Source organism: Halomonas sp. C10-5 (assembly GCF_057169305.1).
On record NZ_CP175665.1, the window covers coordinates 465,969 to 478,852 of the forward strand.

The window sequence follows — 12,884 nt, forward strand, 5'->3', positions numbered from 1 at the left end:
CCATGATGAGAGTCAAGAGTCCCAAATCCAGGTCTTCCCAGTGCGGCTTTACGCTGCTTGAGGTGCTGATCGCCATCGTGGTTTTGGCTCTTGGTTTGTTGGGACTGGCTGCCTTGCAGATGAATGCACTGAAAAGCGCAGATGTTTCGTATCAGCGTTCAATTGCTACTTTGGCTGCTCAGGATATGGCTGAGCGTGTTTGGGGTTATCTGTTAGCTTCAGATAGCTACTATGGAGAACCCGATGCTGATGCAAGAGAGATTGTATGCCCGGCTGGCACGGGGTTGGATGAAATATTTCTTGAGTGGAAAGAAGACTGGGCTCCTTCGTCAATGGGCATTCAAGAGTGGAAGCTTCCTTGGTTAAGTTTAAGTAGGGAAAATGTGCTCATACCTGATGGGTGCTTGTACGAGATTAGGCTCCAATGGTCTGATGACAGGTTCTCGAATGAATCAGGGAGTGTTTCTAGTCTGTCTTATGTTTTTGGTGTTCCTGAAGAGATATGAAAAGTTAATGAAGTTATTTGTATTGTGAGGGGCTGATGAGGAAGTGTAGAGGGTTTTCTCTGGTCGAACTGATGGTGGCGTTGGTACTTGGCTTGTTGGTAGTGGCAGGTGGCATTCAGGTTTTTGTTTCAACAAAATCAACTTTCTCTAATATGGATGCACTTGCAGAAAGGCAGCAAGCCCTCCGGTTTATAGCCGACTCGATATCTCGAGATATCAGGATGGCTCCGATTGTATGGGGAGTTTCGGCAACGTCTGCCTCCTTGGACATGTATCTTCGGTTTGAGCCCTCTCGGAGTGATCACCCATATTGCTCATCGGGGAGGCTGCATCTTGTCCGATACTTTCATGTGGATGAAAGTATCAGGATGGAGTACTGGTGTAGTGCCAACGTCGAGGATAATGTAGGGCTTGTGAAAAATCCGGATGGCTCTATAGATTTCAGTGGATTGATGGTTGCTACCAATAGTGTTTCGGGAGCGACCGAATCTACCAAAGGTGAGCTTATCCAGTCGGGCTTAGAGTCTGTCACCAATCGACGTGCTGGCCTTGACTACTCAGATCTTGCTTCCTCTGCTGCTAGTACCATCCCTTTTCAGATTGAGCTGGAGGTTGTGATGGATGATCGAATGCACCCGGGAGCACCTGATGGCAAAAAAACATATGTTTTAAATACTTTCAGGCGAGAAGAGTTAATGAAGCGACTTGATCTGGAGATTTCAGGGTTGGCAAGCGATGCTTCAGGGACATAGATCTGATTTTTGGCTGTTATATCATTTATTGGTTATTTTTGAAGGACAGCAACAATGAGATATCAAAGAGGGGCTGCGCTAGCTGTAACGCTTGTACTTCTGGTGTTGGCTTTAATTGTTTCCTTGTCCAGTGTGCAGTCTTCACGTATGCAGGAAACTATGGCTGGAAACCAGCGTGCAGCTGAGAGGGCCCTACGAGCGGCTGAGTATGGAGCCTCCAAGGTTGTCAAGGTGATCCAGGTGAAGGGGGAAAGCGGAGAGATAGCATCTCCCAGCGTTAATGATTTTGAGGCAGCGTTATTTTGTGATGCAGCTGACTGTATTACTAGAGAGTATAACAAGGCAGGGGCTGGTAGCGAAGGGGTTTTCTTTAAAGTTACTGTAGAGGGTCAAGTCTATACGAGGAACTTGGTCTCTGAAGGTGTGGTCCTGCCCGCCGGGGTTGACCCTACAGGCCTGACGCAGGCGGAGATTGATGAGTTGGCAATAGCTAAGCGTTATGTGGATTTTTCGCTACGTCTGGAAGGTGTCGGCAAGATGGCTGCCTTTAATCCTGTATGTGTTTCTAGTTATACGGCGCCCTCGAATGCAGCAGATATGACTGGAGAAGAGCTCGCCGAGCTAAATGGAGTTTATGATCCTGCTGTTTCAACCAATAGCCTTGATGAGGCGAAAGCTGTGCTTGAGGGGATTTTTAATAATAGCTCTCTGAGTGGTTCGCCTTATGTAGATAATAGTGAGTTGATCTTTGTTAAGCTGCCTGGTAGTGATCCGGAGTATGGCGTTTATCATGCTAGAGATGTAGTAGTAGGTGGAGATATTGGAGCCAGCGATACCTTTGTTAGTTACGATGAAGTCGAAATCGACTATGGTCTGTGTTATAACCAAAGTTCAAACGCTGCGAATCCTAATAAAATCAACAATCCGATGTGCAATTTTATTGGTGGGGTCGGATCGAAGACAGCTACACCAATATTGGATGGCCAAGACCCTGTTGCTTTCCATAATTTTATCTCAGCCGTTCTTTCATCAGACCATGTCAATGTGGTCGATTTTGATCATGTGGACAGGTTGGCTTTCGGGAGTGGTGAGGATGTTTATGATGTGCCCGCCGGTGATGACAGGGTTTTTGATTATGATTTCTCATTTGATGATGAGGCCAGTGTGGGGAGTGTTCCGCTGGGTGTTAACGTAATAACGGATAATTACCATTCCTTGCTTGCCCGCTATGTCAATGATGGTGGAGATAGCAAGCTGGCTATTTCGGTTGCTAATGGAGAGACTAACTTTTCTGATGCTGATTCGGATGGGGTTGATGATGATGGTCTGGTAAGGAATATTGTAGATGGAGGCTTGGCGGTCGACTCCCTCGGTGATGGAGGTCTTCAAGTTATAGAGGATTCCGCATCTGGAGATGGAAGTCTCATGTTTTCAGGTCCTATTGATTTGACCGATGCTTCTGCTTCGTATAGCTTTGTAAGTTTGGATCCTGGCTACATGGATTCAAGGCTTGATGTGTCTGTTGGTGGGAATAAAAACTTAAACCCTTATTTTGCTGGTTTTTCTGATTCATATTTTGATGGTTTTATGCCCGTTTACTTTCCTTCTTCTCAGCCCTATTTTGAAACCCTTGAATTCCCTGATGCTGGATCTGTTTTTTCTGAAATAATTGATGGATTTGAGCATTATGATCTAGGTGTGGCGAGCAATGTGGAGGATCCTGATCCTGTCATTAGTCATCAGGTCAATGATGGTAGTAGTGTGACTGGCGTCTCTCGGTCTGTGCTCAGCAACTTTTCTCTCGATGGAAGCAAGGGTGGAGTTTTGATAGTTGATGGTGATGTTGAGTTTAATGGTAATCCTGGCTTTAAGGGTATTTTGATAGTTCTCGGAGATTTCACTATCTCCGGTGGTGGCACCAAGGATTTTTATGGGGCGTCAGTCATCTATCCCTACTTTTACAATCATGAAGAAGGTAGTATGCAATGCGAGATATTTACTGCTGATAGCAATGGTATGGGTAATAATGATTTTATCCATGAGCAGGAAGCCGTGGAAGTTGCGCTGAACCTTCTCTCCGATGAAGCCCGGGATGCATGGCTGGTGGGGAACAAGGTGGACAGCTACTCCTATATTTTAGAGACGTGGTCTGAACGTTTGGTGAACTAGTTAGTATGGACTGAGAAGCGCCTTTGCATCAGCATGGCGCTTCTTCTTTGGTAGTCCAGAATCTTCCTATGTTGCTTAAAACAACCTTTCGCCCTATTTCGTTATCCCCACATACGATATATGTACCATTGTGCCCGCGGCTCCACCCCGTCGACTGGAACCTCACCGGGTAATCGCGATTGAAGGCCACGCTGGGGCCGCCACTTGGCTCCAGCACCTTCAGGATCTCTACACCGGTCAGGTCTCCCGCCGTGGCGTGCCCGTCAATGATGGCGATGGGCAGTGACCAGTCGTACTTCTCGCACGTGGTGGCGCTCATTGAGGCGATGGGGCAGACCGCGATCACACGACGTCGCGTCACGGCAGTATTCTTGGCTAACTGCAGTGCCGTCCGGATCCGCATCACCTCCGCCGCCACCTCGTTGCGGGCACTGAATTGCTGGAAGCTGGGGATCGCCCAGGTGAAGAGGATGGCGGCGACGGTGATGGCGACGATCAGCTCGATTAGCGTCAGGCCGGCGTGAAGGCGGCGGGAGCCGCGGCGGGGTGGGGTTGCGAGGCGCATGGGGCCCTCCCGGAGATGTCTCCTTGCTTTGGTGCGAAGTTGGTGAAGTGGTTCTTTCACCGTAGCCAAGCCCCCGGGGCCGTTTGTCCGCTTTTTCCTACACCTGATGTAGGTGCTCACCGCCACGCATATGCGTGAACAACGTCGGTTGCTGACTCCTCGAACACTGACGCTGGCTCGAATCCGAAACCTTAACCCGCTATCGTTTGTCGGAGCCTCACACGCCGCCGCCGATAGCCGGGGCGGCTTCGCAACCAGGAGTTAGCATGAGCGACCAGAACCAGTATGTGCCGCCGAAGGTGTGGAAATGGGAGCAGCCGAGCGGTGGCGCCTTCGCCAGTATCAACCGCCCGGTGGCCGGGGCCACCCACGAGAAGCCGCTGCCGGTAGGCAAGCACCCCTTCCAGCTTTACTCCATGGGCACCCCCAACGGGGTCAAGGTCACGGCGATGTTCGAGGAGCTGCTGGCGTTGGGCCACAAGGATGCCGAGTACGACGCCTGGCTGATCCGCATCGGCGAGGGTGACCAGTTCGGCAGCGGCTTCGTCGAGGTGAACCCCAACTCCAAGATCCCCGCACTGATGGATCACTCCACCCAGCCGCCGACCCGGGTGTTCGAGTCCGGCGCCATCCTGCTCTACCTGGCGGAGAAGTTCGGCGAGTTCCTGCCGGCCGATCACGCCACCCGCACCGAGACCCTCAACTGGCTGTTCTGGCAGATGGGCAGTGTGCCCTTCCTGGGTGGTGGCTTCGGCCACTTCTACGCCTATGCGCCGGAGAAGCTTGAGTACCCCATCGACCGCTACGCCATGGAGACCAAGCGCCAGCTCGATGTGCTGGATCGCCACCTGGCCGATAACCGTTACCTGGCCGGCGACACTTACACCATCGCCGATATTGCCAACTGGCCCTGGTACGGCCAGCTGGTGCTGGGGCGGCTCTACGACGCCGGCGAGTTCCTGCAGGTGCAGGAGTACACCCATGTGCAGCGCTGGGCCAGGGAGATCGATGCCCGCCCGGCGGTGCAGCGCGGCCGCATGGTCAACCGCACCTTCGGCGAGCCGGAGATGCAGCTCCATGAGCGCCACGCCGCCAGCGATTTCGAGACGCAGACCCAGGACAAGATTGGCACCGAGCAGTAGTCGTGCGTCCCTTCAGGTAAGGCTGACCGCGCCCAGGGTGTCGGTCAGCCGCTCGATCAGCTTCCCGCTGTGGCGCCAGCTGTGCCAGTAGAGCGGGACCTCCAATGCCTGCCCCGGGGCGATGCTGACCAGCTCGCCGTGCTCAAGCTGACCCTCCACCTGCATCCGCGGGATCATGCCGTAGCCCATGCCGGCCAGGGCCAGCCTGACGAAGCCCTCGGAGGCGGGGCAGAGGTGGTAGGGGAAGGGGCCGTGGTAGCCACAGCTGGCCAGGAAGCGGTGCTGGAGCTGGTCGTGGGGCCCGAAGACGATGGCCGGCGCACGCCGGAAGGCGTCGGCCGTGGGGCCTTCCTGAAAGTGGCGCTCGCGATAGGCGGGCGTGGCCAGTGGCAGGTAGCTCATGCGACCCAGCGGCAGGGCGCGGGCGCCGGCGACCGGTTGTGGACTGGCACACAGGCAGGCGGCCACGTCGCCGTCGCGCAGTCGGCGCAGGCCGACGTCCTGGTCCTCCACTACCAGGTCGAGCACCACACCTTCCTCCCGGCAGAGTTGACCGATGGCCTGTGCCCACCAGGTGGCCAGGCTGTCGGCGTTCACCGCGATGCGTAGTCGCGGGGCCTCGCTAATAAGTGTTGGCAGCGCCTGGCGCAGGTCGCGCTCCAGCAGCTGCACTCGCCGGGCGTGGTTGAGCAGTCGCCGGCCTACCGGCGTGGGCGCCAGGGCCGGGGTGCGTACCAGCACCGGCTGGCCCAGGCGCACCTCCAGCGAGCGGATGCGCTGGGAGACTGCCGACTGCGACAGCCCCAGCGCCTCACCGGCTCGCTCGAAGCCGCCGCACTCCACCACCGCCGTCAGTGCCTCCAGCAGCTTGTAGTCCAGCATCGCAAGGTCTCCTTTTCGAGCCCAGATCTTATAACATCAGCATAAGAAAAACTGATGCTGCATTAACAGGATGATTTCTGCGTATGGTCGGCATCGGCTACGCTGGCCGCCATCGATAACGCGACGGAGCAGGACCCATGCTGGAGAGCTATCTGACCGGGCTGGTGGTGTGCGGCGGGATCATCATGGCGATCGGCGCCCAGAACGCCTATGTGCTGGGGGTGGCGATCCGTCGTCAGCACCAGTGGTGGTCGGCCGGGCTGTGCATGGCCAGCGACCTGTTGCTGTTCAGCTCGGGCATGCTTGGCGTCTCGGCACTGCTGCTGACCGTGCCCCAGGCCATGGAGGCGATGCGCTGGGCCGGGGTGGTGTTTCTTGCCTGGCTGGCCGCCCAGGCACTGTGGCGGGCAGCCACCGGGCGCCAGGGTCTGGATGGCGAGTCGGTTGCGGCACCGGGGCGTCGTCGGGTGATCCTGGCCACCCTGGCGGTGACCCTGCTCAATCCCCAGGTCTATTTGGATACCCTGCTGCTGATTCCGGCGGTGGGGGCACAGCAGAGCAGCACCGCCGGCTTCCTGGCCGGGGCGGGGTCGGCATCGATCTTGTGGTTCAGCCTGCTGGCTTGGGGTGGGGCGGCGCTGGCGCCATGGCTGAAGAAGCCGGCGGCGTGGCGGGCCATCGACGGCGCCATCGGGGTGATGATGGCCGCCATCGCGCTGCAGCTGGCGAGCGGTGCGGGCATGCCACCCGCCATGGCGGGGGTCAGTTGATCTGGGTGATCATCACCGGGGCCACGCCGCGGTGGAGCAGGCCCAGCTTCTTGGCGGCACGCTTGGAGAGGTCGATGATGCGTCCCTTCACGAAGGGGCCGCGATCATTGATCACCACCTTCACCTCCTGGCCGGTGTCCGGACGCTTCACCACGACCTCGGTGCCGAAGGGCAGGTGGCGGTGGGCGGCGGTGAGCTGATTCTGGTCGAAGGGCGCGCCACTGGCGGTGGTGCGGCCCTGGAACTTGTCGGCGTAGTAGGAGGCGTATCCCTTCTGAGTCTCGGCGCTGGCAGTGGTCACAGTGCCGAGGGTCAGGAGGCCTGCCAGACAGCAGGTCAGGAACAGGGGCGATCGGGTTCCCATCGGTGTTACCTCATGGTTCTCGCTATGGCGATGTGTGCTTGCACGATGCAATGAGGACGGGGCGCTCCCCCGCTGCGTTGCACAAATAGTAACCACTCGCCGGCGGCCACGCAAGCGATCTCGAAGATGGGCGACGATGGGTGCTAGATCGCGACAAACTTATGCAAGGACTCTCCCGCAGGGCGCCGGGCTGGTCTTCGGAGGCCCCAGTGTCAGGCCTCGACGGTGAGTCGGCCCTGGCCGATATGCCCGATGGCGCCGTAGCGCCAGGGGCGGTTGTGCAGCCCATGGCCGACGGGCAGGCCGTGGTAGAGCGGCAGGCCCAGCGGTGCCAGGGTCTCGGCGAGGATCGCCTCGAGCCGTTCGTTGCCCCAGGGAGAGCAGCCCTCGAAGGTGCCCAGGCACACCGCGGCGGCCCGGTTCAGGGCGCCGCCCTGCACTAGCTGCCACAGCGCGCGCTCCAGGCGATACCAGGGTTCGCCGACATCCTCGAGGATCACCAGGGCCCCCTGCGGGGCGCTGAAGGCGACGGGAGTGCCCACCAGGCTGGCCAGGGTAGTGAGGTTGCCGCCGACCAGGGGGCCTGTGAGCGTGTCCGGCGTCTCTCCCCAGGCGGCAATGGGATAGATGGTGGGATAGTCGAGGGTGGCGGGGCCGTCGATCAGTGCCAGGGTCTCGCGGAGCTGGCGCCGAAGTACGCCGTACTCCTCGCTCTCGTCATGGGCGTCGAGCAGCCCGCCGGCGGCCTTGACCACCGGGCCGTGGATGGCCGGCAGGCCGTGACGGTGCCAGTGGTCGAGGAGCACGGTGACGTCGGAGTAGCCGACCAGCGGCTTGGGATTGACTGAAAGCCGCCCCCAGTCGATGCCGTCGAGCAACTGGGCGGCGCCGTAGCCGCCGCGGATCGCCCACACCGCTTGGGTCTCGGGGTCGTCGTAGGCGGCATGCAGCTGGGCCAGGCGCCATTCGCGGGAGCCGGCCAGGTAGCGGCAGGGGCGCTGCAGCGGATCGGGGCAGTGGACCCTGACGCCCAGCGATTCGAGCCCCCGGATGCCGCGTGACACGGCGGCATCGTCAGTGATGGATGAGGGGGCGATCAGGCTGATGGCGAGTGACATGGAGGCTGTCCGGCGGCGATGGAGGCCCCGAGGATGCCATGCCTGCAGCCGCCGCGCATCCTGGCACCCGGGGCTGCGGCCTCTTCCTGTCGGCCGGGGCGATCAGCCCAGGCCGCGGGCCAGCAGCTCGTCGGCAACGGCGCGGGAGGCCTGGGCGAACTCGATGCGTGCCGCCCCCAGGGCGCTCAGGTCGCGGGAGTCGGGGTCGTGCTCCAGGCGGTCGAGGCGGGCCTTGGCCAGGGCCAGGCGGCGGGCGAGTTCAGCATCGAAGCCCAGGCAGGCGGCGGGCACATGCGGGCTGGGCAGCGGCTGGTCGATGAGTTCGGATGGCGTTAGCGGGTGGCTGGGCATGGTGTCCATGACAGCATCCTTGGCGAACGTGGAGCCCGGTAGCGCCGGGAAAAGGCGGATGCCTTTGTTATATGCATAGGCCGCACCGGCTTGCGCTGTCAACGGCGGAGTTGAGGCCTGGAACGAAAACACCCCGAGCTGAACGGCAGCCCGGGGTGTGACAGGAGGGAGGCGATCTCAATGTCGCGAGACGTCCTCCTCCTCGAACAGCTCTGCCTTGGCATCACGCATCACGTCCTCGCAGGCCGCCTGGTGAGCGAGCTGGGTGAGCAGCCCCTGGGTCACGGCGAAGCCCTTGCCCAGACAGGTATCCACATCCTCCCGGCTCACCGCCGGGACCACATCGCAGTCGATCTTCAGGGTCCTGCCGCCACCTTCCAGCCGGTCGGCGAAGTCGCGCAGTTGCCAGGCGATCCGTTGTTTCCAGCCGGCTGTGTCATCCGCGCCTTCGTTTACGCTAAACGTGCACCGCCATTCAGGTTTATAGACCTTCATGTGAACCTCCGTGCTGGCTTGGATTGAATGATCGATCGTGTATTCTGCTCCTTGGTCATGCGGTACTGCCTTGACCAGCATACCGGATCACCGCCGTCGCTGCAGTCGACGTTAGTCTCCACTTACCCGCTATCGCCAGGAGGGCACCATGGCCAGCATCTTTACCCGTATCATGCAGGGCGAGATTCCGGGACACTTCGTGCACGAGGATGACCAATGCGTGGTCATCATGACCATCCAGCCGATGAAGCCCGGCCACGTGCTGGTAATTCCCCGCGAGGAGGTCGACCACTGGGATGACCTGCTCGAGCCGCTCTATCAGCACCTGATGACGGTGTCGCGGCGCATGGCCAAGGCGATCAAGCAGGCCTTCCCCTGCCAGCGCGTGGGGATGCTGATCGTCGGCCTGGAGGTGCCCCATGTGCATGTCCACCTGACCCCGCTGGATGCGATGAGCGATATCCAGGTGGAGAACCTGCCGATGGCCGAGTCGGCCGACCTGGCCGCGGCGGCCGAGAAGCTGCGCGCGGCGCTGGGCTGAGCCCCGGCAGGTCCGCTTTAACCTGAAAGGCCCGGGACGCTGCCCCGGGCCTTTCGCGTTTGCGGTGACGGCAATCACGAGGCGGCAGTCAGTCGCCGGGGCCGCACTCCATGCAGCGCTCGGTGATCGCCGGGCCGAGCTGCAGATTGGCATTGAGGTCGTGCAGGGCGCCGCGCAGTCCCTCCTCCAGCACCGGGTGGTACCAGGGCATGGCCAGCATCTCGCTGATGCTGAGCTTCTGCTCCAGCGCCCAGGCCAGCAGATGCGCCATATGCTCTACCCGCGGGCCGAACAGTTCGGCGCCGAGGAACTGGCCGGAGCCGTGTTCGGCGTAGAGGCGCATCAGGCCGCGGTTCTGGCGCATCACCACGGCGCGGCCCTGGTCGGTGAAGGAGGCCTCGCCCACGGCCAGGCAGTCGCAGCCGCCCAGGCGCTTCTCGAGCTCGGCATAGCCCTCGCCCACGGTGGCCATCTGTGGCTCGCTGAAGACGATGGCCAGGGGCACGTTGCGCCGGCCGGCGCGCAGCTCGGGGAAGCGCCCGGCATTGTCGCCGGCGATGCGCCCCTCGCTGTTGGCCTCGTGGAGCAGCGGCAGCTCCTGGTTGGCGTCGCCGGCGATAAATACATGGCTGGGGCCGTCATCGGCGTTGCGGCACTGCAGGGTGAAGCGGTTGAAGTGCGGCACGCCCTTGTCGTCCAGGGCGAGGCCGGCGTTCTCCAGGTCCAGGCGGTCGACGTTGGGGCGCCGGCCGGTGGCGGCCAGCAGGTAGTCGAAGCGCTCGGTCAAGGTCTCGCCGCTGTCGCGCTCGATGAAGCTGATCACCACGGCGTCGCCGTCGCGCTCGATCTTCTCCACCCGGGCGTCGGGGTCGACGTAGAACTCCTCGTTGAAGGTGGCGTCGGCCGCCTCGCGCACCTTGGCATCGCGGAACGGGCCCAGGGCGCCGCCCACGCCGAAGACCCGCAGGCGCACTCCCAGGCGGTGCAGTGCCTGGCCCAGCTCCAGGCCGATCACGCCGGGGCCGAATACCGCGATGGACTCGGGCAGGTCGTCCCACTCGAAGACGTCGTCGTTGATGATCAGTCGGTCGCCGGCGGCGTCGAACATCTTCGGCCAGGTGGAGCGCGAGCCGGTGGCGATGACGATATTGCGGGCCTTGACCCGGGTGTGCTCGCCCACCCGCAGGGTGTGTGGATCCTCGAAGCGGGCGTGGCCCTGCAGGCGGTTGGCCTCGGGGATGCGCTGCATCGACTTGAATACCCGCCCCACGAAGCCGTCGCGCTCCTGCTTGAGCCGCGCCATCACCGCGCGGCCGTCCACCTCGACGCCGCTCACCTTGATGCCGAAGCCGCCGGCATCGCGGGCCTGGTGGGCCGCCTCGGCGGCGGCGATCAGCAGCTTGGAGGGCATGCAGCCCACCCGGGCGCAGGTGGTGCCGTACTCACCACCCTCGATCAAGACCACGCTGTCGCTGTGCTTGCTGGCGGCGTGCCAGGCACTCAGGCCGGCACTGCCGGCGCCGATGATCGCGATATCGACCTCACGTTGCTGCATCGGGCTCTCCTTGCTTGGGAATCTGATACTTCACTATGGCATAGCTGGGGGCAGCCGGATGGGCCACAACGGTGGCGTCTTGACGCAGGCCCGCAGGGAGCGGGAATTGTCCGGTGGCGTGGCCGGCTTTCTGTTATCCTGCAGGCCATCCATCTCCCGCTTCTCCGGCACAGGCCGCTCGGCCCTCGCCGTCGCTCGCTTACGACCCTGGCTCGCCCGCTGTCCCTGGCTGCCCCTTTCTGCAGGATGTTCCCTTGTCCGATACCCCTTCCGACGCCTCCTTCGCCGCGCTGCCGCTGGCGCCGGAGCTGATCGATAACCTCGCCTCGCTGGGCTTCACCGCCATGACGCCGATCCAGGCCGAGAGCCTGCCACCGATCCTGGCCGGCCGCGACGTGATCGCCCAGGCGAAGACCGGCTCCGGCAAGACCGCCGCCTTCGGCCTGGGGCTGCTCTCGCGGCTGACCCTGGCGAGCTTCCGGGTGCAGGGGCTGGTGCTCTGCCCGACCCGGGAGCTGGCCGATCAGGTGGCTGGCGAGCTGCGCCGGCTGGCGCGTAGCCTGTCCAACGTCAAGGTGCTGACCCTGTGCGGCGGCGCTCCCTTCGGGCCGCAGCTGGCCTCGCTGGAGCACGGTGCGCATATCGTGGTGGGCACCCCGGGCCGGGTGGAGGAGCATCTGCGCAAGGGCTCGCTTGCGCTTGACGGACTCGCGACCCTGGTGCTGGACGAGGCCGACCGCATGCTCGACATGGGCTTCCAGGCGAGCCTGGAGGCGATCGTCGCCGAGACCCCTGCCCGCCGTCAGACGCTGCTGTTCAGCGCCACCTTCTCCGACACCGTACGCCCCGTGGCCGCGGCGCTGATGCGCGACCCGGTGACGGTGAAGGTGGCCGAGACCCATGACGCCAGCAGCATCCATGAGCGGGTGTACCGGGTCGCCGACGGCGACGAAGCGCGCCTGGAGGGGCTGTGCCGGCTGCTTCTGCACCTGCGCCCGGCCGCAAGCGTGGTGTTCTGCAATACCAAGCGCGAGACCGACGAGGTGGCCCAGGCGCTGAATGCGGCGGGCTTCAGCGCCCTGGCCTTGCACGGCGACCTGGAGCAGCCCGACCGCGACCGGCTGCTGGTGCTGTTCGCCAACCGCAGCGCCTCGATCCTGGTGGCCACCGACGTGGCCGCCCGCGGACTCGATATCGCCGAACTGGATGCGGTGTTCAACTACCACATCGCCCGGGACCTGGAGGTGCACGTGCACCGCGTCGGGCGCACCGGCCGGGCCGGCAGCGCGGGGATCGCCTGCACCCTGGTCGGCCAGGGCGAGGAGTACCGACTGGCGCGCCTCACCGACTTCCTCGGCGAGCCCCTCGAGGAGGCCAGCCTGCCGCCGCGCTCGGTGCTCTCCCGGGAGCCCCTGATGGCCCCCATGGCGACCCTGCAGATCGGTGGCGGCAAGAAGCAGAAGGTGCGCCCCGGTGACATCCTCGGTGCGCTGACCGGCGAGGCGGGGCTGGCCGGTGACCAGGTGGGCAGGATCAAGGTGCTGGCCAACAGCGCCTACGTGGCCGTGCGGCGCGAGGTGGTCGACCAGGCCCTGGAGCGTTTGGTGAACGGCCGAATCAAGGGGCGCAGCTTTCGCGCCCGGCGCATCAGCCGCTGAACAGAATCGGCAATAC

General features: G+C 61.9%; 14 protein-coding genes and 1 pseudogene. 8 read left to right on the forward strand and 7 right to left on the reverse strand.

Annotated features, from left to right (window positions below; translation table 11 throughout):
- Positions 1 to 2 precede the first annotated feature (2 nt).
- From pilV to ACJ7IV_RS02240, 4 genes and pseudogenes are all read left to right on the forward strand, one after another.
- A complete protein-coding gene (pilV, locus tag ACJ7IV_RS02225; protein WP_483865574.1) occupies positions 3 to 506 on the forward strand; it encodes a type IV pilus modification protein PilV in 504 nt (167 codons plus the stop codon).
- Positions 507 to 541: 35 nt separating this feature from the next.
- Positions 542 to 613, forward strand: a pseudogene (locus ACJ7IV_RS02230) (prepilin-type N-terminal cleavage/methylation domain-containing protein); the annotation flags it as partial.
- Positions 614 to 874: 261 nt separating this feature from the next.
- Positions 875 to 1,258 carry a hypothetical protein gene (locus tag ACJ7IV_RS02235; protein ID WP_483866612.1) on the forward strand — a complete coding sequence of 128 codons (384 nt, stop codon included), beginning with the start codon at positions 875 to 877 and terminating at the stop codon, positions 1,256 to 1,258.
- Between the two features lie 54 nt (positions 1,259 to 1,312).
- A complete protein-coding gene (locus tag ACJ7IV_RS02240) occupies positions 1,313 to 3,427 on the forward strand; it encodes a PilX N-terminal domain-containing pilus assembly protein (protein ID WP_483865575.1) in 2,115 nt (704 codons plus the stop codon).
- A gap of 28 nt (positions 3,428 to 3,455) precedes the next feature.
- Here the strand turns inward: ACJ7IV_RS02240 and ACJ7IV_RS02245 are convergent, their stop codons facing one another.
- Entirely contained in the window at positions 3,456 to 3,992 is a 537-nt protein-coding gene (locus tag ACJ7IV_RS02245) for a GspH/FimT family pseudopilin (RefSeq protein WP_483865576.1), read from the reverse strand.
- Between the two features lie 266 nt (positions 3,993 to 4,258).
- Between ACJ7IV_RS02245 and yghU the strand changes: the two genes are divergently transcribed.
- Positions 4,259 to 5,134 (forward strand): glutathione-dependent disulfide-bond oxidoreductase, encoded by an 876-nt coding sequence (gene yghU, locus ACJ7IV_RS02250; protein WP_483865577.1) that lies wholly within the window; start codon positions 4,259 to 4,261, stop codon positions 5,132 to 5,134.
- A 12-nt stretch (positions 5,135 to 5,146) separates the two neighbouring features.
- Here the strand turns inward: yghU and ACJ7IV_RS02255 are convergent, their stop codons facing one another.
- Positions 5,147 to 6,016, reverse strand: a complete 870-nt coding sequence (locus ACJ7IV_RS02255) for a LysR family transcriptional regulator ArgP (protein ID WP_483865578.1) — start codon at positions 6,014 to 6,016, stop codon at positions 5,147 to 5,149.
- A gap of 137 nt (positions 6,017 to 6,153) precedes the next feature.
- Between ACJ7IV_RS02255 and ACJ7IV_RS02260 the strand changes: the two genes are divergently transcribed.
- Complete coding sequence (locus ACJ7IV_RS02260) at positions 6,154 to 6,786, forward strand: LysE/ArgO family amino acid transporter (protein ID WP_483865579.1); 633 nt, start codon at positions 6,154 to 6,156, stop codon at positions 6,784 to 6,786.
- Here the strand turns inward: ACJ7IV_RS02260 and ACJ7IV_RS02265 are convergent.
- From ACJ7IV_RS02265 to ACJ7IV_RS02280, 4 genes are all read right to left on the reverse strand, one after another.
- Positions 6,779 to 7,150, reverse strand: coding sequence for a septal ring lytic transglycosylase RlpA family protein (locus tag ACJ7IV_RS02265; RefSeq protein WP_483865580.1), 372 nt, complete (start codon positions 7,148 to 7,150; stop codon positions 6,779 to 6,781). The two genes, ACJ7IV_RS02260 and ACJ7IV_RS02265, sit on opposite strands and share 8 nt — an antisense overlap.
- 212 nt (positions 7,151 to 7,362) lie before the next feature.
- A complete protein-coding gene (locus ACJ7IV_RS02270) occupies positions 7,363 to 8,268 on the reverse strand; it encodes a S66 peptidase family protein (RefSeq protein ID WP_483865581.1) in 906 nt (301 codons plus the stop codon).
- Between the two features lie 102 nt (positions 8,269 to 8,370).
- Positions 8,371 to 8,628 (reverse strand): hypothetical protein, encoded by a 258-nt coding sequence (locus tag ACJ7IV_RS02275; protein WP_161430288.1) that lies wholly within the window; start codon positions 8,626 to 8,628, stop codon positions 8,371 to 8,373.
- Positions 8,629 to 8,796: 168 nt separating this feature from the next.
- Positions 8,797 to 9,114, reverse strand: a complete 318-nt coding sequence (locus ACJ7IV_RS02280) for a hypothetical protein (RefSeq protein ID WP_232912621.1) — start codon at positions 9,112 to 9,114, stop codon at positions 8,797 to 8,799.
- Positions 9,115 to 9,262: 148 nt separating this feature from the next.
- Here ACJ7IV_RS02280 and ACJ7IV_RS02285 point away from each other — a divergent pair, with 148 nt between their 5' ends.
- Positions 9,263 to 9,655 carry an HIT family protein gene (locus ACJ7IV_RS02285; protein ID WP_483865582.1) on the forward strand — a complete coding sequence of 131 codons (393 nt, stop codon included), beginning with the start codon at positions 9,263 to 9,265 and terminating at the stop codon, positions 9,653 to 9,655.
- Between the two features lie 88 nt (positions 9,656 to 9,743).
- On the opposite strand, the gene ACJ7IV_RS02290 is transcribed toward ACJ7IV_RS02285, so the two are convergent.
- Positions 9,744 to 11,210, reverse strand: coding sequence for a dihydrolipoyl dehydrogenase (locus ACJ7IV_RS02290; RefSeq protein WP_483865583.1), 1,467 nt, complete (start codon positions 11,208 to 11,210; stop codon positions 9,744 to 9,746).
- Positions 11,211 to 11,464: 254 nt separating this feature from the next.
- On the opposite strand from ACJ7IV_RS02290, the gene dbpA reads away from it, so the two are divergent.
- Positions 11,465 to 12,868, forward strand: coding sequence for an ATP-dependent RNA helicase DbpA (gene dbpA / locus ACJ7IV_RS02295; RefSeq protein WP_483865584.1), 1,404 nt, complete (start codon positions 11,465 to 11,467; stop codon positions 12,866 to 12,868).
- Positions 12,869 to 12,884: the final 16 nt, after the last annotated feature.